General features: G+C 41.3%; 22 protein-coding genes. 18 read left to right on the top strand and 4 right to left on the bottom strand.

Annotated features, from left to right (window positions below):
- The first annotated feature begins 138 nt into the window (after nt 1–138).
- On the top strand, nt 139–597 hold the full coding sequence (locus tag DS2_RS17015; protein WP_160168589.1) for a glycoside hydrolase family 97 N-terminal domain-containing protein: 459 nt from the start codon (nt 139–141) through the stop codon (nt 595–597).
- Between the two features lie 297 nt (nt 598–894).
- Here the strand turns inward: DS2_RS17015 and DS2_RS17010 are convergent, their stop codons facing one another.
- Nucleotides 895–1,806, bottom strand: a complete 912-nt coding sequence (locus tag DS2_RS17010; RefSeq protein WP_035016118.1) for a DMT family transporter — start codon at nt 1,804–1,806, stop codon at nt 895–897.
- Nucleotides 1,807–2,210: 404 nt separating this feature from the next.
- Between DS2_RS17010 and ppc the strand changes: the two genes are divergently transcribed.
- Together ppc and DS2_RS17000 are read left to right on the top strand one after the other, a co-directional pair.
- Nucleotides 2,211–4,838, top strand: coding sequence for a phosphoenolpyruvate carboxylase (gene ppc, locus DS2_RS17005; RefSeq protein ID WP_035016117.1), 2,628 nt, complete (start codon nt 2,211–2,213; stop codon nt 4,836–4,838).
- A gap of 141 nt (nt 4,839–4,979) precedes the next feature.
- On the top strand, nt 4,980–5,771 hold the full coding sequence (locus DS2_RS17000) for an IclR family transcriptional regulator (protein ID WP_035016116.1): 792 nt from the start codon (nt 4,980–4,982) through the stop codon (nt 5,769–5,771).
- A gap of 27 nt (nt 5,772–5,798) precedes the next feature.
- Here DS2_RS17000 and DS2_RS16995 read toward each other — a convergent pair whose 3' ends face one another.
- A complete protein-coding gene (locus DS2_RS16995) occupies nt 5,799–7,886 on the bottom strand; it encodes a beta-propeller domain-containing protein (protein WP_035016115.1) in 2,088 nt (695 codons plus the stop codon).
- Nucleotides 7,887–8,109: 223 nt separating this feature from the next.
- On the opposite strand from DS2_RS16995, the gene DS2_RS16990 reads away from it, so the two are divergent.
- The 4 genes from DS2_RS16990 to DS2_RS16975 are packed head-to-tail and all read left to right on the top strand — an operon-like array spanning nt 8,110 to nt 11,354.
- Nucleotides 8,110–8,985: a MipA/OmpV family protein gene (locus DS2_RS16990; protein WP_160168588.1), complete on the top strand. Its 876-nt coding sequence runs from the start codon at nt 8,110–8,112 to the stop codon at nt 8,983–8,985.
- On the top strand, nt 8,975–9,385 hold the full coding sequence (locus DS2_RS16985; RefSeq protein WP_035016113.1) for a DUF3019 domain-containing protein: 411 nt from the start codon (nt 8,975–8,977) through the stop codon (nt 9,383–9,385). Before DS2_RS16990 ends, DS2_RS16985 begins: the two co-directional genes overlap by 11 nt.
- The gene (locus DS2_RS16980) at nt 9,385–10,083 is read left to right on the top strand and encodes a response regulator (protein ID WP_035016112.1); all 699 of its coding nucleotides are present in this window, start codon (nt 9,385–9,387) and stop codon (nt 10,081–10,083) included. Before DS2_RS16985 ends, DS2_RS16980 begins: the two co-directional genes overlap by 1 nt.
- Entirely contained in the window at nt 10,083–11,354 is a 1,272-nt protein-coding gene (locus tag DS2_RS16975) for an ATP-binding protein (RefSeq protein ID WP_035016111.1), read from the top strand. The genes DS2_RS16980 and DS2_RS16975 overlap by 1 nt, the downstream gene beginning before the upstream one ends.
- On the opposite strand, the gene DS2_RS16970 is transcribed toward DS2_RS16975, so the two are convergent.
- A complete protein-coding gene (locus DS2_RS16970; RefSeq protein WP_035016110.1) occupies nt 11,343–11,666 on the bottom strand; it encodes a DUF6170 family protein in 324 nt (107 codons plus the stop codon). The genes DS2_RS16975 and DS2_RS16970 overlap by 12 nt on opposite strands.
- Nucleotides 11,667–11,824: 158 nt before the next feature.
- On the opposite strand from DS2_RS16970, the gene pdxH reads away from it, so the two are divergent.
- The 11 genes from pdxH to ung all read left to right on the top strand — a co-directional run bounded on the left by pdxH (nt 11,825) and on the right by ung (nt 24,869).
- Nucleotides 11,825–12,466 (top strand): pyridoxamine 5'-phosphate oxidase, encoded by a 642-nt coding sequence (gene pdxH, locus DS2_RS16965; protein ID WP_035016109.1) that lies wholly within the window; start codon nt 11,825–11,827, stop codon nt 12,464–12,466.
- Between the two features lie 59 nt (nt 12,467–12,525).
- Complete coding sequence (locus tag DS2_RS16960; RefSeq protein WP_081754316.1) at nt 12,526–13,443, top strand: AAA family ATPase; 918 nt, start codon at nt 12,526–12,528, stop codon at nt 13,441–13,443.
- 14 nt (nt 13,444–13,457) lie between these two features.
- Nucleotides 13,458–14,426, top strand: a complete 969-nt coding sequence (locus tag DS2_RS16955) for a hypothetical protein (RefSeq protein ID WP_035016107.1) — start codon at nt 13,458–13,460, stop codon at nt 14,424–14,426.
- The gene (locus DS2_RS16950; RefSeq protein WP_035016106.1) at nt 14,419–16,455 is read left to right on the top strand and encodes a transglutaminaseTgpA domain-containing protein; all 2,037 of its coding nucleotides are present in this window, start codon (nt 14,419–14,421) and stop codon (nt 16,453–16,455) included. The genes DS2_RS16955 and DS2_RS16950 overlap by 8 nt, the downstream gene beginning before the upstream one ends.
- 220 nt (nt 16,456–16,675) lie before the next feature.
- On the top strand, nt 16,676–17,041 hold the full coding sequence (locus tag DS2_RS16945; RefSeq protein WP_035016105.1) for a response regulator: 366 nt from the start codon (nt 16,676–16,678) through the stop codon (nt 17,039–17,041).
- Nucleotides 17,038–17,652, top strand: coding sequence for a chemotaxis protein (locus DS2_RS16940; protein ID WP_035016104.1), 615 nt, complete (start codon nt 17,038–17,040; stop codon nt 17,650–17,652). The genes DS2_RS16945 and DS2_RS16940 overlap by 4 nt, the downstream gene beginning before the upstream one ends.
- Nucleotides 17,653–17,654: 2 nt before the next feature.
- Entirely contained in the window at nt 17,655–18,596 is a 942-nt protein-coding gene (locus DS2_RS16935) for a diguanylate cyclase (RefSeq protein ID WP_035016103.1), read from the top strand.
- A 236-nt stretch (nt 18,597–18,832) separates the two neighbouring features.
- Nucleotides 18,833–21,292, top strand: a complete 2,460-nt coding sequence (thrA, locus tag DS2_RS16925) for a bifunctional aspartate kinase/homoserine dehydrogenase I (RefSeq protein WP_035016101.1) — start codon at nt 18,833–18,835, stop codon at nt 21,290–21,292.
- Nucleotides 21,293–21,304: 12 nt separating this feature from the next.
- Nucleotides 21,305–22,258 carry a homoserine kinase gene (thrB, locus tag DS2_RS16920; RefSeq protein WP_035016100.1) on the top strand — a complete coding sequence of 318 codons (954 nt, stop codon included), beginning with the start codon at nt 21,305–21,307 and terminating at the stop codon, nt 22,256–22,258.
- Entirely contained in the window at nt 22,259–23,545 is a 1,287-nt protein-coding gene (thrC, locus tag DS2_RS16915; RefSeq protein ID WP_035016099.1) for a threonine synthase, read from the top strand.
- A gap of 667 nt (nt 23,546–24,212) precedes the next feature.
- Nucleotides 24,213–24,869 carry a uracil-DNA glycosylase gene (gene ung / locus DS2_RS16910; RefSeq protein ID WP_035016098.1) on the top strand — a complete coding sequence of 219 codons (657 nt, stop codon included), beginning with the start codon at nt 24,213–24,215 and terminating at the stop codon, nt 24,867–24,869.
- A 69-nt stretch (nt 24,870–24,938) separates the two neighbouring features.
- Here ung and DS2_RS16905 read toward each other — a convergent pair whose 3' ends face one another.
- On the bottom strand, nt 24,939–25,124 hold the full coding sequence (locus tag DS2_RS16905) for a DUF3545 family protein (RefSeq protein WP_035016097.1): 186 nt from the start codon (nt 25,122–25,124) through the stop codon (nt 24,939–24,941).
- Nucleotides 25,125–25,316: the final 192 nt, after the last annotated feature.

Genomic DNA, 25,316 nt, shown 5'->3' with positions numbered 1-25,316 from the left:
ACCAATTGGTAACTGCGTTGTTTATATACTTGTCATTTTTATAAGTGATTTGTGTTGAAAATGCGTTTTCTTCTGTTCAACATTTTATTATTTCTGCTGGGGTTATTTGGTTGTAGTCAACAAAACCAAAGTATTGTTGTGCAGTCACCTAACAAACAGTTTGAGTTTAAAATTACTAGCCAAGATGATGCTAAGTTGTCGTTCAGTATTCAACACGACATGCAATTTGTCTGGCAGCTGGATAACTTTCAATTGAACTTTGTTGAACATAAGAGCATGCAGCATTTTGAAATTTTAAAAGTGCAGTCACTTGATCACGAGCATATTCAACAGCGCAAAAATTATGCTGAATTATTTGTGGTTTTAAAAGAGAACGCGCATAGCCGCATTGTACATTTGCGTGTCAGAGCGTTTGATAGCGCTATTGTATTTAGATATGAGTTTCCGACTCAATCTAGTTTAGTTGATTTTACATTAGATCTGACCAATCAAACCTTACCCACTGTTGGCGATGTTATTTTGCCGAATAGATTTGACTTAACTCAGTACCCGCAGTATCCAAGTATTGTTTCTCCTTGGTTTATTTATCAGTTGTGACTATTCCGAATAGGGTAGTGTTGCGTTGTCCGTGGATTAGCAATATCAACGTCAGATATAAGCATTCGGGTGTGCTTGATTGCACGGCTTGTTTAGCGCTATAGATATGGTGGCACAAATGTTCAGTTGGGCTCGCAGTCGGATTATAAGTGAGGACTGGGCTTGGAATTCTATAAACAGACCGTACAAATCTTGGATGATTTGTCTCGAGCGCCCACGGATGGGTTCACCGCGTGTCTGTGTTAGACATCCAAGCTCAGGCCGATTTCGCACCGCTAACTAGTCCCAGTCGTCACCTCAAAGCGCTTCTTGCCTGCGCACAAATTTATTCACTAAATTATCTCCCCACAAGTACAAAGCTAGTCCACATAAAATAGCGGCAGTGCCAAGTAATAAATCGCGTGTTAATACTTCACCATTTAATTGGTTACCCAATATAAGTGCAATCACAGGGGTTATCAAAGTCACTAACGATACAGTTGATACAGCAAGTTTTTGTAAAATAAAGAAATAACAAATAAAGCCGAATAGCGAGCCAAATAAACCTAGATAAACAATAGCTCCAATTGAGCGGGCACTCCATTGACTGGCATCTACTTCTCCATCCATTAAATACCAAGAAATAACGTATAACGGCACAGATAAAGTAACCGCGCCCACTGTAGTGGCCATTGGGTGGATATGAATTGCGATAGTTTTAACCATTACCCCGCTTAAACTAAATAGCGTTACAGCAATCAGTACAATGACAATACCGATTAACGTGTTCTCTCCTTGATTAAATCCATCATTAAATATAAATGCTAAACCTAACAAGCAGATACACAACGCAAACCAGCGAACTTTGGAAAAAGCAGCATCGCCCAATATTTTTTGTCCAGCGATACCGGCGATTATAGGTGCTAAACCAAACACGACAGAAATAAGCCCAGATGGAATATACCAAGCTGCCATGTAGCTGAACATCATGCCACCATAAACGCCAATCACAGAATAAGCGTAGAGCTTTAACGCAGTTTTATGCAGAGGTAAGCGAATGCGCAGCAATGGTAGTAACAATAAGCCAATGCTTGATGCTATACACATACGCAGTAACACGGCCAATACTGGGTGCATAGACTCACTGCTCCAGACAATCCCTAGAGGTGTTGTAGACCAGATTAAAACAACGGCTAAATAGCTGAATGTTACTTTTGATGATGTTTGCATCTTGTTATCCCTAAAATAAAAAAGACAAGCTACCAATGCAAACTAAAAAGCCGCATCAGTAACTGAATGCGGCTTTTAACAATGACTATTTTGAACTTGTTAATTTCCGCATTCGTACACACGCATACGCACCGGCAGCAGGCGACAGAAGACTGCTGGCATAGGTAAGCGGTTGTAAAAGGCGGTAAAGTTCAAAATTTATCCTAATTTATAGTTAATTGCTTTGTTCTAAGCAGTCGGCCATTGGGCCGATTTAGCTGCTAGGCATAATCAATATGCCACTGTTTCTATTATTTGGTCAATGACAAATTCATGACAATTTTATATCCTTAGTAGATTCATGGTGATTTGGTCTTACCAATATGCTAATTTATGCGCACTCGAATTAAAAAATGAGGTTTACTATGCAAAAAGGCATTGATGATTCTTTGTTAGAAACAGTCCGTTATTTAGGCACCGAACTCGGTCAAATTATTCAACAGCATCTTGGAGATGAATGGTTGGATCGCATTGAGACTGTTCGTAAACAAGGTCGTAAATCTTATGCAGGGGACAAAACTGCAACTGAGAGTTTGCAGAAACTGTTTGCGCAAATGCCAGATGAATCGTTATTGACAATCGGCAGAGCATTTTCGCAGTTTTTGAATCTAGCCAATTTAGCTGAGCAGGAGCACACGGTAGCAAATGTTACAGAGCAAGACCCGGTAGATGAATTCTTAGCTAAGATAAAACACACCGATCAAACTAACATGACGTTGGCCCAAGCCGTTGAGCACTTGTCGATTGAGTTAGTGTTAACCGCACATCCAACCGAAGTAACTCGCCGTACGTTAATTTATAAGTATTCACGCCTTGCAGAATGTTTATCTCAATTACATGAAAGCGACTTAACTGACACGCAACGTAAAAAAGTAGAACAGCGCATTGCCGAATTAATTAGCCAAGCTTGGCACACAGATGAAATTCGTGCAGCTCGACCGACACCTGTTGATGAAGCTCAATGGGGCTTTTCTGTTATTGAAAACTCTTTGTGGCAAGCCGTACCAGACTTTATTCGCACTCTAGACGAAAAACTGGCAGATAATTTCGGTTTAAACTTACCAACAAACGCTGTGCCAGTACGTTTTGCATCATGGATGGGCGGTGATAGAGATGGCAACCCATTTGTCACTTCTAAAGTGACTGAACAAGTTTTATTGTTGGCAAGAAAGCGAGCCGCGGTATTGTTCTTAGATGACATCAGCAAACTATTTGTTGAGTTATCTATGGGCCAATGTTCCGAAGAGTTGCGCCAGCAAGTTGGTGCAGACGAACGTGAACCATATCGGGCAACCTTATTGCAACTTAAAAATAAACTAGCCAATACAGTTGAAGGAATTGAAGCATTTCTGGCTGGTGAGCAATATCAAGCAGATAATTGGATTAATCATCAAGACGAGCTAATTAAGCCACTTGAAGCCTGTTTTCAGTCATTAAACTCTGTTGGAATGAAAGCAATTGCCAACGGTTTATTATTAGACACAATTCGCCGCGCACACTGTTTTGGTATTCACTTGTTGAAACTCGATATTCGCCAAGACTCAGACCGACATGATCAAGTATTTAGCGAAATTACTCGTTACCTAGGTTTGGGTGATTACTCAAATTGGACAGAGCAAGATAAACAAGCATTTTTATTACGTGAGCTAGCCTCTAAACGTCCACTCATCCCACGAGTGTGGCAACCTTCGGCTGAAGTCCAAGAGGTGTTGGATACCTGCAAAGTGATTGCGCAACAAAATGAGCAAGCGCTAGGTATTTATATTATTTCAATGGCACAAGCTCCGTCTGATGTTTTAGAAGTTCATTTATTATTGCAAGAAGCGGGTATTAAATGGCCGATGCCGGTTGCGCCATTGTTTGAAACGTTGGACGATTTAAACAATGCATACGACAGTATGGCGGCATTGTTAGACATTGAGTGGTATAGAGGATTTATCCGCAACCATCAGTATGTGATGATTGGTTATTCTGATTCTGCGAAAGATGCGGGTGCATTGGCAGCTGGGTGGGCGCAATATCAGTCACAAGAAGCGCTTGTGGCATTAGCTGAACAGCATCAAGTGAAACTAACCTTGTTCCACGGACGTGGTGGTACCATTGGTCGTGGTGGTTTACCGGCGCGCCAAGCTATATTCTCACAACCACCTGGTAGCTGTTTAGGTGGTTTACGTGTGACTGAACAAGGTGAAACCATTCGTTATAAGTTTGGTACCGAAGCTTTAGCAAATCGTAGCTTTAGTTTATATACCAGTGCGATTTTAGAAGCATTAATGATCCCACCGCCAGCGCCGCAGCAAAAATGGCGTGAAGTGATTGAATTTATGGCAGGGCATGCGCGTGACAATTATCGTGATGTGGTGCGCCATGATGAAAACTTTGTACCTTATTTCAGAAGCGCAACACCAGAGCTTGAGCTATCGAAACTGCCTTTAGGTAGCCGTCCATCAAAACGTAAACCAAATGGTGGGGTTGAAAGTTTACGTGCAATTCCATGGATTTTCGCATGGGCACAAAACAGATTGGTATTACCTGCATGGTTAGGGGTTATGAAGGCGTTTAAAACCTCGCTAGAGGCAGGTCATGAACCATTAATCAAAGAAATGATGCAACAATGGCCTTTCTTTGCGTCACGCCTATCTATGTTGGAAATGGTCTTTATGAAAGCAAACCCACAAATGGCAGCTATCTATGACGACCAATTGGTGCCAGAGCCGCTTAAATATTTTGGTGAAAACCTGCGAACAGAGCTTAAAGAAGCGCAGGTATTGTTACTTGAATTGCTCGGCCAACAAGAGGTTATGCAAAATGAGCCTGCAGGTAAAGAGTCGATGGAGATTCGTGCAAACTATCTTGAACCTCTGCACTTATTACAAGTTGAACTACTGAAACGTGCGCGCCAAGCAGGTGACGAAGAGTTAAGTTATAACTTAGAGCGAGCGTTAATGGTGAGTATCGCAGGTGTTGCAACAGGTTTACGCAACACAGGTTAATACCGACTCTATATAGATAACCAAAAGCCACTTTGGACTATTTCAAGTGGCTTTTTTGTTTTTAAAGGCGTTATTTATATAGGTATTAAACTGCGCCTTAGGTAATATGACTGTTAATTCGCGAGCAAGAGGATATTGTTGTTGAAGGCTACAGAAAAAAAATCAACCAATGAAAAAACGACTAAGTATGCCGTGCCAGCACTAGATAAAGGGTTAGACATACTTGAATATTTAGTCAGTCAAGAGTTGCCACGCTCACAAGCAGAAATCGCCCAAGGGGTAGGGCGAAATCCCAACGAAATATATCGAGTATTGGTCGGGCTAGAAGCTCGCGGTTATTTAGTGCGTGACGAATTGTCTGGCCGCTATCAACTGTCATTGAAGTTGTATAATTTATCCCGTTCGATTTCACCAATTGATCAGCTGCGTCAGGTTGCTTTACCACATATGGAAGATTTAGCAGTACGCATAGGTCAATCTTGCTATTTGAGCATGTTATACCAAAGCCAGACTATGGTTATCATTCAAGCCCGTAGCCAAGTACCAGTGTCGATTAATATTGCTGAAGGTTCGTTATTTCCAACCATGACGACCACCTCTGGTAAAGTTCTGTTGGCAAATAGCAATGATGAAGTCAGAGATATGATTCTGCAACGCGACAAAAGTTTTAGCAAAATGTCGAAAAACGCTAAAACGCAACTGTTTGATGAACTGGATAGTATCAAGCATCAAGGCTATTTACATGCCGACAATTCAATTACCGATGGGGTGTGTGATATTGCGGTGTTAATCGGACAACCTGGTGGTAAAGTTGTAGCTGCACTGGCGGTATCTTTGTTAAATAGTAAGCTAACCCAAGATTTAACTATCGAAGATATTAAGCAGGAATTGCTCGACACTGCAGCTAAAATAGCTGAGCAGCTAGGTTATTAACCTGCTGCTCAGCCGATTGGTTTGATATTAGTATGGACCATTGACTACATCAGTATCAGACCAGTTGCTTTGCCAAATGTCGTGGTTTTGAATGTAGTACACAATGTCATCATGAATGATACCGCGGTTGTCCCAGCTGTGTGATTGCTGTTCGGGTTCGATTTCACCGATAAAGTTTAAGCTGGCACTATTGTCAGCTTCGATGACATTCAATAAACCTAAGGTATTTGAATGTGTCCATTTATAACTATTATTGGCTTTTTCGACATGCCATGAGTTTACTGGTATAGCGATTCTATGTTCGCTATCAGACACTTTTACATAAGCCAATGCTCGATAGTTATATTCTACTTCTGAATGTCCATCGACAAATACATGCTTACCGAGCTCAATTGGATTGTTGATATCAGATACATCAAACAATGCAAGTTTTAATCCTGGTTGAATCTCTGGCTCGTCAGCTTGACCATCTTCTGCTGGGTCGACTAACCCGCCACCGTTAGGGTCTACTTCTTGACCAAATCCTAACAACAAGTTGTCATCAAGCGGATGCAAATATGACGAGAACCCGGTGATTTCTAGCTCACCTGTAATTTTGGGATTCGCAGCATCGGCAACATCAATTACATACAAAGGATCTGTACGTTCGAATGTCACGATATAGGCTTTATTGGCGAAATAGCGCACAGCGTAAATGTCTTCGTTTGGTTTACCTATTTTAGCTGGCTGGCTATCGTTGGGTAATTCAGCAATAATTTTTAAGCTTTGGCTGTCAGCATCGTGTTGCAAGGTATACAACTTATGGGTAAATCTATCGTCTTGATTTGACCAATCAGTCTGAGTGGTTACCACACGCAATACATCCTGATATTCGCTTAAACGCAAATGCGGGTTATTCCAATTCAGTTGGCCATCCACTATAGCTGAACCTAAGTAATCGAAGGCCGCTGTGTCACTTAACTTAAATTGGTGAATAATGGTTTGGCGCGCATTTGCATCACGTTGGTACTCGCTGCCAAACAAGTATATTGATTGCTGGCTTGCATAAAAACCTGCAACAGAGGCGTTGATACACACCGACTCGATCTGCTGAGGGTTTGCTAAAGAAACCTTACTGAGCGTCACTAATGCATCAAAACCGTCTTTATTTGTCGAATCTTGTGGGAGGTAACAATTATCGGCCTCAACTAAATTGGTTGTTGTAGTTTGGTCCATTTCAACCTGAGGTAAAAGTTCACTTTCATCCAATGCTGCCACCTTATTGTAGCTGGCGATTTTTTCGTCATCTGTGGTTGGCGATAACCATTCGTAAGGCAGAGTCGGTGCGTAGCTGCTAACGAGATATAAATTGCCGTCGATTACTCGGCTTGAGATTAGCCGCCCATCAATTTTAAACTCAGTTTTAACCGCTGGTTGTTCAGGTACCGCAACATCTTGAATCGAAATGTAAAATGCACTCTCGTATGGATACCATAATGCATCACCAAACGGCAATGAAGCTCGGTCTACATCGATAGCCGTGTCCGTTGTGTAAAAATAGTTTTGTTCATTTACCAAGATCAAATTATCGCCGGCCAGATACATAGAATCAGGGGTGATAGCAACTTCAGTTGTTTGCGCTTTAAAGTGGGTGGTCGCAACTTGAGTTAAGCTTGCGTCAGCATTGCGTTTTAAAATGCGTACATGCGGAGATACACTGTTTTGATAGTCGCCACTGTCGTTTACATATATATAGTTGCCATCGTATTTAACTCTGTCGGCTTCACCCACACCACTTTCTTGGGTGACCGTTTGTGAAAAGTTGCCCGTGCTGCCACCATCTGCTGCAGCATCATCGCTGGTCGCCTCGGCAAATTCGGGAACGGCAACACCATCGCGGTAGACATAACCACTATTGCTGGCGGATAAATACAGGCCATTTTTATAGTGAGTTAAAAACTCTGATTTAGATGCCTTAGACAATGGGCTCAGTTGAATGGGTTGTTGGTTTAAATCTGGTACAGACTGTTGCGATGGTTGCTCATCATCTTCGGTTTTCAGGCTTCCTCCACATGCTGCTAAGCTTGCAACAAGCAACACTGGGAGTGATGTTTTGGCGTTGAGTAATGCGTTCATCTTTCGTCTCCTTGTAAAAGCTTATGTATAAAGTTTAACCGACTTATCACAGAATACCGTTGTTAAATGCTAATAAATGTAATTAAGTGTTAACCCTTCTAGCAAAAAAGCCAATGAGTCTGTAATCTTAATGGTGATAGTAGGGTGGAGAAAAAAGACTGTGAAATGCTTTCACAAACAACTGTTTATTTACTTTTATGTCTTGTTGGCAATGTGTTTTTGTGTGCAATCTCTGCATGCGCAAACCACTGAGCATGCCCGAGTGGGTGAGCTGTCACTAAGCGTTGCGCTTGGTTATGGTGAAAAATCGAATCCTTTGTATAAGGGCGACGCATTTCCGCTCGTGATTGTCCCTTCAATATATTATTACGGTAAAAATTGGTATTTCGACAACGGTGATTTGGGGGTAACTTTAGCTGAACAGCAAAACTTCTCGGTCAATTTACTTGCGAGTGTAAATGGCGAAGCTGCACATTTTCATGATTGGCACCCTGCGAACATTTTAGTGAGTCGTCAATTTGTCCAAATTGATACACCTGAACTTGGACCTGAATTTGATGATGAACAATCACCTTCAGCAGGTGGCGACCAGTCAGACAAAGATGAAATAGAAGCGCCTGTTGATCGAGTGACTGAAAAAATCGTTTACGATCAAGTGGCAAAACGGAAATGGAGTTTAGACACGGGTGTGCAAATACATTGGTTTGTTCAAGCTAACCACCAGGTTAAATTCCGCTGGATGTATGATGTTACTGGTGTGCATCAAGGGCACAACAGTCAGCTAGAGTATAGTTACAAGTTGGTAAACAATCAGTGGCGGCATAAATTCAAAATTGGTTTAGATTGGTTATCAAGTGATCTGGTTGATTATTATTACGGAATTTCTGCACGAGACAGCCAAGCTGAAAACCTGTGGTATCAACCGGGTGATGCTTTGTTGCCTTATATTGGCTATGCAAGTGGTTATAAAATTAGCCAAAAGTGGTCGTGGGTGCTCTCAGCACATTACCAACAGTTAACCTCAGAGATTGAGCGAAGCCCGATAGTGGCAAAAGACTATCGATATACTTTATTTACCGGAATGAAATATGTTTTTTAGGCTCAGGAAAGCAGCTATACAGTTATTTTGTGTTGTTACATTGGGCCTGAGCGCATCTACCAACGCTGAAAATATAGCTGAACCTGAGGTATTTTTTACCGTTAAACCTTTGGTTTGTATTGTTGAACGCTTAGGACAATCTTGCAAAATGCAGGCACTGTTTAGGTGGCAGTATACACCCGAGCAACCATTGTGTATTTGGCAAGACGATACCAAACTGTTTTGTACAACCGCAACTGGAAAAAAACAACGGAAAAACTGGACAGTTGAGCTGAAGCAGTCAACGGTTTTTTCATGCCGAGTAAACGATCATATTGTTGCTAAACAAACCGTAGAAGTAGCAGGCTTAAATCCGCCGCAATATCGTAGGCGTTTACATTCAGATTGGAGTCTATTCTAATGCACAGTATTTTGTTGGTCGAAGATGATGAAAAACTAGCTAAACTGATTGCTGACTTTTTACAACAGAATCAATTTGAAGTGGCTGTGGTCGCGCGGGGGGATTTTGCGATTAGCCATATTATTCGCCAGCAGCCTGATTTAGTTATTTTAGACATAAACCTACCTGGCCAAGATGGTTTTTCGGTTTGCCGCGCTGTTCGCCCACAATACAACAAACCTATTTTGTTTTTAACTGCGCGTGATAGCGACTTTGACCATGTGACAGGGTTAGAAATAGGTGCCGATGATTATTTGATCAAACCAATCGAGCCGCATGTTTTATTGGCGCGTTTGCATTCGATATTGCGCCGCTGTAATAATCAGCCAGCCAATATGACAGGTCATATGCTGCAGTTTGGCCAGTTAAGCATAGATAAGCAGTCGCACAAGGTATCACTGGCAGGAGAACGTGTTGAATTGACCAGCCATGAGTTTGAACTGTTGGCATTATTGGCAGAAAAACCAGGTGAAGTGCAAACCCGTGAATATGTTCACCAAAAAATGATTGGCCGCGAATACGATGGTTTAGATCGCAGTGTAGATGTACGGATTTCACGGCTGCGTAAAAAGCTAAAAGATGACTTAAAAAATCCTTATAAAATCGTCACTGTATGGGGTAAGGGATATTTGTTTAGTGCAACTGCATGGGATGGATAATGACCAAACTTTTTTTAAGTTTGTACGTATTTATATTGTTGGCGCTCGCCATGATTGGTTGGGGAGGGGAATGGCTGTGGCAAACGCTGCAGTATAATAAGCAGCAACATTTACCGAGTCAGACTGAACAGGCGTTGAAAAATTCAGCTGTGCTGGCAGCCGCTTGGTATCAAGCAACTGAGCCTAAAAAGCAGCCTGAAGTCATGAACAGCATTGCGCAACAGCTGGCTGCGCCAGTCACTATAATCAATAAAAATGACCTTTCGTTGCAGATGACTGAACCCGTTATTATTAGTTACTTAGATCAGCACCGAGGCATGCTATTTCATGCGCTGAGTACAGGTGGTGATAAAATATTGCAGATAGGTCCTGTGACTTTGTCGAGCCGGCAGACAGACGGCAATCAACCATTAAAAACACTGCTTTTGTCTATTTCCTATATATTGCTAGCCGTGTTTGTTGCGTTGTGGACTTGGCCGCTTTGGCGAGATTTGCGCGCACTTGAACGCAGCAGTGAACAAATTGCCCGAGGTCAATTTGATCAGCCAGCGCCGATTGCCGTTACCTCGCCAGTTTATTTTTTAGCGCAAGCCATGCATAACATGGCCAACAGAATTGGTGAGCTGATTGAAGCGCAAAAAATGATGCTGAATGCTGTCAGTCACGATTTACGCACGCCGCTATCTCGGCTTAAATTTTCACTTGCGGTTGAAGATAAAAACGAACAGAAACAATCTATGCGCCAAGACATTAATGCGTTAGAGAAGTTGATTGATGAATTGCTCAGTTTCGCCCGTTTTGAACATCAAAATCAACATCTTCAGATTGAACATATTCCGGTAGAACAAGTATGTTTATCTGTTATTGAAAACATTCAACCGACGGACATAGCGATTCAATTTGACAGCCAGCTGGCCGAAGAGCAACTGTGGCCGTGTGACGGTTTTCTATTTGAACGCATGGTGCAAAATCTGTTGAGCAATGCAGTCAAGTATGCAAAAACACAAGTGATTGTCGAGTTAACTATAGTCGATAATCAATTGATGTTGCTGGTGGACGATGATGGTACTGGTATCGCAAAAGAAAATTGGCCGCATATTTTTAAACCCTTTTATCGAGTAGAGAAAGGGCAAAAGGTCACTCACAAAGGTTTTGGTTTAGGTTTAGCGATAGTGGCGAAAATAGCTTGCTGGCATCAAGGGCATTGTTATGTGCAACAAGCGCCAATTGGCGGCGCCCGTTTTGTTGTTGAACTGGCATCAGGTTTCTGATTGGTCAGCTTTTTCCGCATTAAAGGTTTTTATCGCTTTGCCTAAATGTTTTTTAGCGAGATTCAATTGAATTGGGTTGGTTATGAGTGGATAACACAAACCAACGATCAGCATTGGAATTAACATCCACCATTCTTCAAACTTGGCGACCATTATAAAAATGGGCGCAAGTACACAAAGCTTGGCCATATTTAAAATAAATTTGTCTGGCACTGTCATATAAGAGGTCGCCAACAATAAAATTTGCGCCCGTTCAGTAAAACTAAATGATTTAAGTTCAGGTATTTGCGAAGATTTTAGGTAAAATGCCATAGTTAATTAATCTTGTTAGCTTAGAGCGCGTTGGTCTTGTTGTGACTTTTTGGTACGAAAGTAACATTATAAAGATCAATATACTCTAGAAACATGTATAAACAAAAGTTGCACCATTTTAACCTTAAAAATGATTTATTCCACAGGACCGAGCTTTTATGTCTATTTTTTACCAAGTACGCCGCGAATATGCACTGAGCGATTTATCTGAAAATGACCTCACTGAGTCTCCATTTGAGTTGTTTGAAACTTGGCTACAACAAGTGATGCAGATAGACAAAATTTCTGATCCAACTGCGATGATAGTTGCTACGGTAGATGAACATGGACAAAGCTACCAGCGAACAGTACTCATGAAAGCGCTGGATGACACAGGCGTTACCTTTTATACCAATAAAAATAGTCGAAAGGGCCAACATTTAGCGAAAAATAAACGCATTAGTGCGATATTCCCATGGTTAGCTGCAGAGCGCCAAGTGGTTTTTAGTGGCGAGGTTATTGAGCTGTCAGAAGCTGAAAATGATGAATATTTTGCCAGTCGTCCGTTTGAAAGCCAAATTGCAGCAGTGGCTTCAGCACAAAGTGAGGTCATTGATTCAAGAGAAAGTTTGGAACAAAAATACCATGCTTTAGTCGAACAGTATCAGGGGCAAGCTGTTCCTCGACCGCAACACTGGGGAGGATATAAAATTGTCGCAGAGCAAGTTGAGTTTTGGCAAGGTGGTGAATTTAGAATGCATGATAGATTTTTGTATCAACGCACAAAATCTAACTGGAAAGTTTGCCGATTACAGCCTTAACTTAGATTAACCATAACCAATTAGGTTATTTTTAATAATAGTGATACAAGGAATGCAGCGTGGAAGATTTATCTAGTTTGGCACAAAAAATTGTCGATCAGGTGTGCCAACAGGTGTTAGGTAAACCACAACAAGTTAAACTGGCTTTAACTTGTTTATTGGCCAAAGGCCATTTATTAATTGAAGATTTGCCCGGTATGGGGAAAACCACATTATCTCATGCGCTTGCGCACACTATGGGTTTGAGCTATAACCGAGTGCAGTTTACCTCTGATTTATTACCTGCCGATATCACTGGGGTGTCTGTTTACAATCAACAGGCACACAAATTTGAGTTTCACCCCGGGCCTTTATTCAATCAAGTGGTGCTTGCTGACGAAATCAATCGGGCAAGCCCAAAAACCCAGAGCGCGTTATTGGAAGCTATGGCCGAGCAGCAGGTAACTGTGGACGGGACAACTTATCCAATGACTCAACCATTTTTTGTGATAGCGACGCAAAATCCACAAGAGCAAGTCGGTACCCACCCATTACCAGAAAGCCAGCTGGATAGATTTTTAATGCGTATTCGATTGGGTTATCCAACTGCTGAATACGAGTTGTTAATGTTACAAAATGCCCACCTTGGCGATCAGTTAGAAAATATTGAATGTTGCCAAGTGAGTGATTTAGTTCAAATGCAACAAGCGGTTGAGCAGGTCTATGCGTCTGAAGAAGTCCTAAAATATATTATTCGGTTGAGTCAATATACGCGCTCAAGTAATCAGTTTAGTCATGCTCTATCGCCACGTGGTTCTACTGCCGTCAAACTGGCGAGCCAAGCGTGGGCATTTTTACATGGTCGAGACTATGTGCAACCGGATGACGTAACCGCGGTATTTTCTGCCGTTGCAGAACACCGTATCAATCCTGAAGATTCATTGAATCAGCAGTCGGTCAGCGACACTGTATTGCAAAGTGTGGACGTTATAAGCTAGAGGAGTAAGCGCGAATGTCTTGGTTTGAGCGCTTTCGCCAACAGCAGTTTTCACGTTGGATCGCTAAACGAGTACCCCAGCAGCACCGACATACGCTGAATAAAAATAATATTTTTATATTGCCGACTGGGGCTGGTATCGGCTTCTTGTGTTGTTGGTTGGCTGTTTATTTGCTGGCGACAAACTATCAAAATAACTTGATGTTGTTGTTTAGTTACTGGTTGCTCGCAATATTTTTATTGGTCATGTTACTCAGTTTTTTAAACCTGCAAGGATTGCAACTGAGTGGTCAGCCCAACCGGCAAAATATCCTCACGGAAAACCATATTGTTTGCCTTGGTCAGTCTGCGAATTTAAAGCTGCAATTAGATACAGATAAACAAAGGTTTGACCTGAATTGGCATGATCATGCCAAAAGCTACCTTAGTGAAATTGGTCGCAGTGACAAGTTTGTGCAACTATATTGGCAGCCTAAGCAGCGTGGTGTGTATTATTTCCCTCGGTTTAAATTACACTCAACAGCCCCAATGGGCTGGTTTAAAGCATGGAGCTACCTGCATTTTCCTGACAAAGTTTGGGTGTGTCCAAAACCGGTCGCATGTCCGCAGTTTTTGCAAGGCACTGCGGCGCAGAATCAAAGCAAAACGAATGTTTTTTCTGATGAGTTTAGCCATTTAAACCCATACAAGCTCGGTGATCTGCCCTCTAGAATTGTCTGGAAAAAAATCTTGCCAGAGCGACCTATCCAAGTAAAACAGTTTTCAGGCCAGCAAAATCAACAAATCGAGTATTGTTTGCAGGATATACCTGGAGTGCTCGAGCATAAACTTGCATGTATTACTTGGCTGGTCATGCAAGCTCACCAAAACAATTGGTTGTATCAAGTGACCTTGCCGAATAAAACTTTGCGAGCAAATCGCTCCGAACAGCAATATTTATTAATTTTGCAAGCGATAGCTATGGTGGGATATAACAATGAATAGGTTAAAGCCGTTACCCAAGGTCGCGCTGATTTCTGCCGCAGCTGGTGTTTCATTGCTGTCGTTAATGATGAGTCAGCAATTAGGCTGGTTTAGTTTTGCGTTTGTTTTGTGCTGTAGCTTGTACCGCTTGTGGTTAATTGATAACGGTAATAACAATGCCTCAAAATGGTTAAGTAAACTGTTTTATCTATTGGCGGTTGTGTTGGTAGTTTCAGCGGCTTTATCTGGGAGTATTATCGGCGCATTATTAAGTATGCTGGTGGTCGCACAGGGACTGACCTTGTTAACTTTGAAAGCGCTGCGTGGCTTATACACCATATGTTGGGTACAGTTTTTTTTGACTGCTGCGAGCATGATGTACCTTCAGAGTATGCATTTGGCGATCATACTATTTGTGCTGAATTTTTTACTCTTGTTTGCCATCTATAGTGTGTTTCATTGCAAATCTGACCGACAAGATATACAAATTCAGCTGAAAAAAATTACCAAACTGGCCATGGTCGCATTGCCAATTTGTTTGCTCATATTTGCACTCATGCCACGACTGCCTCCATTGTGGAAAATGCCTAAACCCCAACCTGAAACTCGCGGATTACAAGAAAACTTAAAGTTGGGTGATATTGCGCGACTAAGCCGTTCGGATGAATTGGCGTTTAGAGTGAGTTTTGCGCAAGGGGTGGTTGAACGAACTGATATGTATTGGCGAGCTTTAACTTTAGATCAGTTTGATGGTGAAACATGGCGTCAAGGTGAACTCAGCAGTGCCATGACTAAATTAGCTCAGGCTCGCAAACGCGACCTTAGACCTATGGTTCTACCTAACGAAAAACGGGCGTTAGTTCGCTATCAAATTATTGCCGAAGCTAGCTATCAACCTTGGTTGTTTAGTTTAGACATGGGCTATAGCTCCGACCCCAATATTATTCACATGCCAGACTTTTCGCTGCTCTACCATCAGGACTTAATGCAAAAGCTACAGTATTCAGCGTACTCACTTATTGATGAACCTCGTCTACAAGCTCATGGTAATCAGTCGACGCTTGGCTTGTCGGCTTATCTCCAATTACCAACACAAGCAAATCCACAAACCCAACAATGGTTACAAGAACTTAAGCAAACATACAAAGATAACCCGAGTTTAATTGCAGCTGTGCTTGATTATTTTAACCAGCAAGAGTTTTATTACACGCTAGCGCCGAAACCTTTGACTCAACCTATCATTGATAACTTTTTATTCAATACGCGTGAAGGATTTTGTGAGCACTATGCAAGTGCGTTTGCCTATGTGATGCGTTTAGCGGGTATCCCCAGTCGTTTAGTCATTGGTTATTTAGGTGGCGAGTACAATCCAACAGGGGAGTATTTTAGCCTTTATCAATTTGATGCACATGCTTGGGTTGAGGTGTATATACAAGGCCAGTGGCAGAAAATTGATCCGACTTCGTATGTCGCACCAGAGCGGATTACACAAAACCTTCAACAAACCTTAGGCCGAGATGAATTTTTACCCGATAGTTTGTTTTCACTATATCACTACGATCAAATACCTATGGTGAACGAAGCCAGATTACTATTAGCTAATATCGATTACCAATGGACACGTTGGATATTAAATTATGATACGCAAAAACAGAAAAAATTATTGGCACAATTATTTGGTGAGAATAATCAGTGGCAGTCACTGTTAATTGCTTTGCTGATCGTGATCATTTTGTTGGTGGTGACCCTAGTGGCGCTTTGGCTGCATCGTCAGCAGAAAAGCTTACAACTTTGGCAAGTTCAGTATCAAAAAGCGTGCAAACAACTGCCTAAACTCAACATTGAGCATTCTGATCAACTAACACCGCGGCAAATATTGGTGCGGTTGCAGCACCAACCTACAAGCGTACGGCAGAGCTGGCAACAAATTTGTCTGCTGATGGATGAAATTTTGTATAAACCGCCTCATATGCAAAAAGCAGCAGTTAATAAAAGGTTGAAACAATCTGTTAACAAGTTTGTTAAGGCGGTTCAAGCTATTGATGTATAGGCAAACATCGATTAAATTGTGTAGACATCAGAAGATATGCTGTTACAATCCTGTTAAAGGTTGTGAGCTATGAATACCAAGATTAATTAAGTTTGACTGCAAAATGTGCATTTTTTTGTAGAAAAATTGCCTGAATAACTTGTAATTACTGCTTTGTTGAGTCAAAAATAACGGCCTAGTTAGTATACAACAATAACAAGTATTAAAAGAGAAGTATTTAATGAACATTCCTGTACTAATTTGTGATGATTCAACTTTAGCTAGAAAACAAGTTAAGAAAAGTCTACCGAGCAACTGGGACGTTGAAGTGCAATTTGCGTCTAATGGCCGCGAAGCGTTAAATATTATGCGCGAACAACAAATAGGTGTGCTATTTTTGGATTTAACCATGCCTGAAATTGACGGTATCGGTGTACTTGAAGCGAATCATGCTGAAAAGCTTGTTGATTTTACCATTGTTGTGTCTGCTGACATTCAACCTGAAATGCAAAATAGGGTCGCTGAACTTGGCGCACTTGCTTTTATTCAAAAACCAGTAAATACGACTAAACTTACAGAAATACTTCAGCAATACGGATTGTTATGAACGAAATAACGTTAACAGAAGAACAAAGAGATTGTTTACAGGAGCTCATTAATGTAGCAATGGGCCAAGCGAGCGACAAGTTAGCACGTTATTTACAAACCTTTGTTCATTTGCAAGTCCCTTACATTGAACTGATTGATTCAGAAGTACTGCCAGAGCGCTTTGCCGAAACCTATGCACAAGAGGGTGTGTCACTTGTTAGCCAAGGTTTTTATGGTGAAAAAGGCATTTTGGGTGAGTCTTTATTAATTTACAAATCACATGATGCCCACGGCATTGCCGAGATACTCGGATACGAGCCTGACGATGTATCAGAAGTTGAGCAATTGACCGATATTAGCTCTATTTTGACGACCACTTTCTTGAATGGTTTAGCGGAACAAATTGATAACCAATTGGCCTACAGTGCCCCGCGTGTTGTATCGTCAATGGAAACGCCACTTGAGCATCACTTGCAACAATTGTCTTTCAATTGGGACCTCGCCTTAAAAGTAGACATTAGTTACCAAGTAGTCGATTTTTCTTTTAATTGCGATATGGTTTTACTTATCCCTGGTGAAGCAATTAAAAATATTCAGAAAGTATTAGACCAAATATTAGACGAGTTTTAATTTTGGATGTTGCAGCGGTTCAGTCTCTGTTAATTGAAAGAATCAACTCTGGTGTGTTGGTTGTCGATGAAGAGTGCCGCTTAGTTTATTTCAACCGTTTTATGGAATCACATAGCTTATTATCAGCGAGTGAAGTCATTGGCAAAAACCTTTTTGATATCTTTCCTGATGCGCCGAAACGTTGGTTGCAACGTAAAATTCAAAGCGTGTTCATGTTAAATACCCCCGCTTTTAGCTCGTGGGAGCAACGCCAGTTTGTTTTTAAGATGCGTCATGCTCGGCCTGTGACCACCAGTAGTGAGTATATGGCGCAAAACATTACTTTTATTCCTATATGTGACAAAGGTACAACTGAGCCTGATAAGGTCGGTATTATTGTTGACGATGTGACAGATGTATTTTTCTATCAAGAAAAATTAAAAGATACATTAACAGAGCTGGAACATGTCAGTCGCACCGACGGTTTAACCAAAGTATCTAATCGGCGATATTGGGAAGAAAGGTTTCGAGTTGAATTTTCAACAGCACAAAGACACGATCATGCTTTGTCTTTAATCATGTTTGATTTAGATAAATTTAAGCTGATAAATGACCAATATGGGCATCAAGCGGGTGATCTAGTTTTAGTTGAAGCGGCAAATTTGGTTGAAAATCTATTACGCAAAGGCGATTTGTTGGGGCGGTATGGTGGAGAAGAATTTGGTATTATTTTACCTAATACCAATGCACAAGGTGCTGCCGAGTTAGCAGAACGCATTCGTCGGCAATTTTCGTTACTTAAAATGCAGTATGAAAAACACACAATTAGTGCAACCATGAGTGTCGGTATTTGTGAATGCGATAGTCGCTTTACTCGCTTTGAAGACATGGTGACACGTGCAGATTTAGCCTTGTATCAGTCGAAAAGAGAAGGGCGTAACCAAGTTACCATATATCAAGCATAAAAATTGTTTGATTCGTGTTCAATCGGTCAAATATTGATTGACAGACAGCAGCAGATAAGGCACAGTTTCGCCCCATGAAAAAAAGCGCAATTAACACCATTACCGTCATTACAACCATTACCTTTGTATAAGGAGTGGTCGCTGGCTGTTGCGCTAAAGAAATCGAATCAAAGCAAAAGCCCGTGACCCAAAAGGTCACGGGCTTTTTTGTCTGAAAAGATAGGGTAAATAAATACATGCAAGTATTAAAATTTGGTGGTTCTTCATTAGCTGATGCACAGCGCTATAAAGTTGTTCGCGATATCGTGTTAGATAAACAGCAAACAGCGAATACTGCTGTGGTCTTGTCTGCGCCTAAAGGTGTTACAAATAATTTAGTTGCTTTAGTGGATGCTGCAATTGCAGGGTTATCTACCACAGATTTAATGGCGCAACTAGAAAACACTATTCATACAATTATTAACGACTTAGCCGCAGAATACCCTAATTATGACAAAGCATATGTAGCAGGTATTGCAGCAGACAAAATTGCGTTTTTAACCAATCGATTAAAAGGCATAGGCTTGTTAGGTGAATGCCCTGAAGCGGTTAATGCAAGTATTATTTGTTTGGGCGAATTTATCAGTGTTGAAATTTTTGCAGCACTTGTGCGTGTCAGTGATGTGCAAGCTACTGTCATTGACCCGACAAAATTAATTGTCGCTAATGGTGGATTTTTAGAGTCTCAAGCGGATATCGAAGCTAGCCGTAAATTATTTTCGCAAGCCGCGTTACCAAATACTGGTGTCTGGGTTATGCCAGGTTTTTGTGCACAAAACGCACAGGGTGATTTGGTTACATTAGGTCGCAATGGTTCTGATTATAGCGCCGCTATTCTTGCTGCTTGTATTGATGCAGAAGTTTGTGAAATTTGGACAGATGTTGATGGTGTATACAACGCAGATCCGAACAAAGTGTATAACGCACAGTTGGTTGACCAATTATCATATCAAGAAGCCATGGAGCTTTCTTACTTTGGTGCTAAAGTTTTGCATCCAAAAACCATTGGTCCAATCGCACAATATCACATTCCTTGTCGTATTCGTAATACGTTAAACCCTGCTGCACCAGGCACTTTAATTACCAGTGAAAGTACTGACGGAGACCATGTAGTTAAAGGTATTTCTACCTTAAACGATGTGACTATGGTTAATGTTGCTGGCCCAGGTATGAAAGGAATGGTTGGTATGGCCAGCCGTATCTTTGATGCAATCTCGCGCGCTAAAATTTCAGTTGTATTAATTACCCAATCGTCTTCTGAATATAGCATTAGTTTTTGTATTCATTCGTCAGATTCAAGCCGTGCACAAGATGTGTTAGAGCAGGAGTTTGAATTAGAATTGTCTAACCAACTGTTAGAGCCAATGGAATTCCGTGATCACTTATCGGTTATTTCTATTGTGGGTGACGGCATGCGTATGCATAAAGGCATTGCTGCTAAGTTTTTTGCGTCACTTTCGCAAACCAATGTCAATATTGTTGCGATTGCCCAAGGTTCTTCTGAACGTTCAATCTCGGCTGTTATTGAAGGAAAAAAAGCACAAGATGCGATTAAAGTCACCCATCAGAACTTCTTTACTAACTTGCATGTGATTGATGCCTTTATTGTGGGATGTGGCACAGTTGGTAAAGCGCTAATTCAACAGCTGACTAAACAGCAACCTATCTTAAAAGCACGTAACATTAGTTTACAAGTGTATGGTATTGCCAATAGCCGCAAAATGGCCGTTGACAACGCAGGCTTAAATTTAACCGAGTGGCAACAATCGTTAGAAAACGCTCAAAGCAAGTTCACGCTTGAAAACTTAAAACGTTTTGTGGCAGATAATCACTTAATTAATCCAGTGATTATTGACTGTACCAGTAACGAATCGATTGCGGATCAATATGCAGAATTCTTGGCGGCTGGCTTTCATGTCGTGACACCAAACAAAAAAGCCAATACTTCAAGCATGGCGTTTTATCAGCAAATACGCGAAGCTGCCGCAGAAACCAATCGCCGTTTCTTGTACGAAACCAACGTAGGTGCTGGTTTGCCGGTTATTGACACTTTACAAAGTTTAATCAGCGCTGGTGATGAGTTAATTGGCTTCCAAGGCATTTTATCTGGTTCATTGTCATTTATCTTCGGCAAGTTAGACGAAGGTATGAGTTTGTCGCAAGCTACAGCGATTGCACGCGAAAATGGTTTTACCGAGCCAGATCCTCGTGATGATTTAAGTGGGATGGACGTAGCGCGTAAGTTATTAATTATGGCGCGTGAAGCAGGCATGGAAATGGAATTGTCGGATATTGACGTTGAGTCAGTATTGCCAGCAGACTTTGACGCTGAAGGTTCAATTGATGAGTTTATGACAAACTTGCCAAAAGCGGATGCACATTATAAAGCTATGATGGAATCAGCGAAAGAAAAAGGTCAAGTGTTGCGTTACGTCGGTATTATCGAAGACGGTAAATGTCGTTGTAGTATTCAAGCTGTGGGTCCAGAGCATCCATTATATGCAATTAAAGATGGCGAAAACGCATTGGCAATTCACAGCTTGTATTATCAACCAATTCCGTTAGTGATCCGTGGTTATGGTGCGGGTGCTGATGTAACAGCCGCAGGTGTGTTCGCAGACTTAATGCGTACTATGCCGTGGAAACGTGAAGTTTAATTGGGGTTGATTATGTCTGTAACTGCATATGCACCAGCTTCTACCGGTAATGTTAGCTTAGGTTTTGATATTTTAGGTTTAGCGTTAAAACCGATTGATGGCAGCTTGTTGGGTGATAGAGTGACTGTTGTTCAAGAACAAGAGTCGTTTAGTTTAACTAACGCAGGCCGCTTCGCGCATAAATTGCCAACCGATGCAACACAAAACATTGTTTATGATTGTTTCTTAGGCTTTAAAGACGCGCTGGCTGATTTAGGGATTGACGTTCGCCCAGTCGAAATGGTGCTAGAAAAGAACTTACCAATAGGCAGTGGCTTAGGCTCATCCGCCAGCTCTATTGTTGCAGCGCTTGCAGCACTGAATGGTTTTTATGGTAATCCGTTAAACCAAGAGCAATTGCTTAGATTAATGGGCAAATTAGAAGGTCAAATTAGTGGTAGCATTCACTATGACAATGTAGCGCCTTGTTATTTAGGTGGTTTGCAGTTAATGGTTGAATCAGACGAGCAAATCAGCTTGTCGTTACCTGTATTTGACGATTGGTATTGGGTAATTTGTTATTCGGGTGCAAGTGTTTCTACGGCCGCTGCGCGCGATATTTTACCAAAAGAGTATGACCGTGCGACCACCATAAACTTTGGTCGACAACTTGCCGTATTTGTTGATGCTTTGCATAGAAAAGACAAAGTACTTGCAGCACAAATGATGCAAGATGTTATTGCAGAGCCTTATCGTAAATCTTTATTACAGAACTTTGATGCTGGTCGTGCGTTTGCGCAAGAGCAAGGTGCATTGGCATTCGGTATTTCAGGTTCTGGGCCAACTGTGTTTGCAGCTGTCGAGTCGTTAGACGCGGCTGAAGAGATTAAACAATGGTTGGTTGATAACTATATTCAGAATGAAGATGGGTTTGCGCATGTATGCCAGGTTGATGGCCAAGGCACCCAGGTTTCAGAGGACGTATAAGTGGAATTAGTAAACTTAAAAGACGCAACTGAAGTTGTTAGTTTTTCGCAAGCTGTAAAACAAGGTTTGGGCCGTAACCAAGGTTTGTTTTTCCCTAAAGCTATCCCAGCTTTAGCTGATGTTGATGCATTATTAGCAATGCCTTTTCAACAGCGTAGTGTAGAAATTTTAAATGCATTAATCGGTGATGAGTTAGGCCGTGAGGCGGTTGAGAAATTGGTAACTAATGCGTTTCAATTTACTGCGCCGTTAGCGCATGTTAAAGACAATGTATATTCATTAGAGCTTTTTCATGGCCCAACATTGGCGTTTAAAGACTTTGGCGCGCGTTTCTTGGCTCAATGCTTAGCACATTTAACCGGCGAAGGTGAGCCAATTACTATTTTAACGGCTACTTCTGGAGATACAGGTGCGGCAGTTGCGCATGCTTTCCATGGTTTGTCTAACATTAATGTGGTTATCTTATACCCTAAAGGTATGGTGAGCCCATTGCAGGAAAAACAATTCTCAACATTAGGTGATAACATCTTAACGGTTGAAGTTGATGGCCCGTTTGACGATTGCCAAGCATTGGTTAAACAAGCTTTCGACGATAAAGAAGTACGAGAGCAGTTGCATTTAAATTCGGCAAACTCAATTAACATTGCACGTTTGTTGGCGCAAGTATGTTATTACTTTGAAGCATTGGCTCAATTGCCAGCTGAAGATCGTGCTAAAGCGGTTATTTCTGTGCCAAGTGGTAACTTTGGTAACCTAGCTGCCGCTATGATTGCTAAAACCATGGGTTTACCAATTAAACGTTTTGTAGCGTCTACTAATGCTAACGACACTGTACCTCGTTATTTGTTGTCTGGTTTGTGGGAGCCAAAGAAAACTGTTGCGACTATGTCGAATGCTATGGATATTAGTTCTCCAAACAACTGGCCACGCATTGAAGCTATGATTGAGCAAGGTATTGTTGATAAAGCTTTGTTGTCGGCTGAAAGTGTTGATGAAGATTACACCCAAATTGGTGTTAAACAGTTAAATGAGTTAGGTTATTTAAGTGAGCCGCATGCTGCTGTTGCTTATAAAGCGTTGAAGCGTCAGTTGGCCGATGATGAGATTGGTATTTTCTTAGGTACGGCGCACCCTGCTAAGTTTAAAGAAACAGTTGAGAACATTTTAGGCACGCCGGTTGCGTTGCCAAAAGCTTTGGCTGATGTGGCGAATAAAGATGTATTGTCTGATGCGTTAACCGCTGATTTTGGTAAGCTTAAAGAGTATATGTTTACTAAGTTAGGTTAATGGGGCCGTTATAAGCATGAAAACATAACTTACGCAAAACCGCTGTGAATACGTCCTTGTACGCTTCGCTTTTTCATCCATGAAAAAGAAATTTTGCTCTAAGTTATTGTTTTAATACTTATTTATATACTGATTTGAGAAATGCCCGAAAGGGCATTTTTTTTAGGTGCTGATTTTAAGGATAGGTGCAAATTTGTATAGCGGCGCTGGTGTTTTCTTGGCAGAGAATATAGAAGGTAAACAGGTATTTCGAACAAAAACGCTGCGAGTCCATCCATGGAGCGCTCGCATAAAATATCCCTATTTTATGAAGTTTTGTTCGCATCCCCCATTCACCTTCTTTAGGCTACGCTATCGCGGGCGATTTATGCTTTGTAACTTGGAGTTAGTACAAATTTGCAAAACGGCGCTAGTGTTTTCTTGGCAGAGAACATCGAAGGTAAATAGGTACTCGGCCTGTGCAAATTTGCATAACTCCTAGTGCATAATTTTCGGAAAGACGCGGTGAACACTTCCATGTGCGCTTCGCTTTTTCATCCCTGAAAAAGAGACTTTCCTCTAAATCATTGCTCTAGTATTTATGCAAATAGCCTGCACTTAAGTTGCTGGAATATAGAAGTCGACTCTGCAGAATAAACTAAAGTATTTAAATTTATAGGTAGCGAATATGAATTGGACTGATGTACTCGGTGAAGAAAAACAACAAGCATATTTTCAACAGATTATGCAATTTGTTCAGAGCGAGCGTGATGCGGGCAAAACGGTTTATCCACCACAAGCTGACGTCTTTAATGCTTTTAAAGTAACAGAGTTGGAGCAAATAAAAGTTGTGATTTTAGGGCAAGACCCTTACCACGGGCCAAACCAAGCACATGGGTTGAGTTTTTCAGTTTTACCAGGGATTAAAACACCACCGTCGTTGGTGAATATGTACAAAGAGCTAGCAACCGATATCGAGGGTTTTCAAATTCCTCAAACTGGTTATTTATTACCTTGGGCTGAGCAGGGCGTATTTTTGCTCAATACAGTATTAACAGTAGAAGAGGGCAAGGCACATTCGCACGCTAAATGTGGATGGGAGCTGTTTACTGACAAAGTGATCTCAGCAATCGACAAATACGCAGACAAAGTTGTGTTTATGCTGTGGGGCGCTCATGCGCAGAAAAAAGGTAAACACATCGATCGTAACAAACATTTAGTGTTAACCGCACCACACCCATCGCCACTATCAGCACATAGAGGCTTTTTCGGCTGTCGCCACTTTAGCCAAGCGAATGAGTATTTACAGCAAAATAGTAAAACACCAATTGATTGGAATTTGTAAAGAATTGAAGCACCAACTTACAATACAGTTGGTGCTATGCGTTTTAACAGCAAATAGCTAAGTTTTAACTTAAGCTGCGCTATCGCTTGAGTGACTGAATTGACCAAACTCATCAAATTCTTCTAATTCTTTGTATAAGTTGCGTTGGTCTAAAATGGCTTCGATTTCACGCCATTTGCGTTTTTTGTTGGATTTGTTTGAGGTAGATTTTGAAGCTTGATTTTCTGAGTAGTAATTGTCGACTGCTAATTCCATTGTTCACTCCTTATTTAGAGTTGAAGTTTAAATTAAGTCCGCACGAGTAACGTTAGTCGAGTTACATGACCAATTTATTAACCTTTTGTTAATAATAAACTGCAGCTCTGTCGGCAAGAGATTGTGTTTACAGCGTTTCTGTTTTAGTGGGCATAAGCCAAGTTCTGAGCATGTTGTATATTATTCACCAAA

It is taken from the genome of Catenovulum agarivorans DS-2 (genome assembly GCF_000568405.1).
GTDB classification, from domain to species: Bacteria; Pseudomonadota; Gammaproteobacteria; order Enterobacterales; family Alteromonadaceae; genus Catenovulum; species Catenovulum agarivorans_A.
The sequence above is the reverse complement of the archived record's forward strand: the minus strand, read 5'-3'. Positions and strand labels throughout refer to the sequence as shown.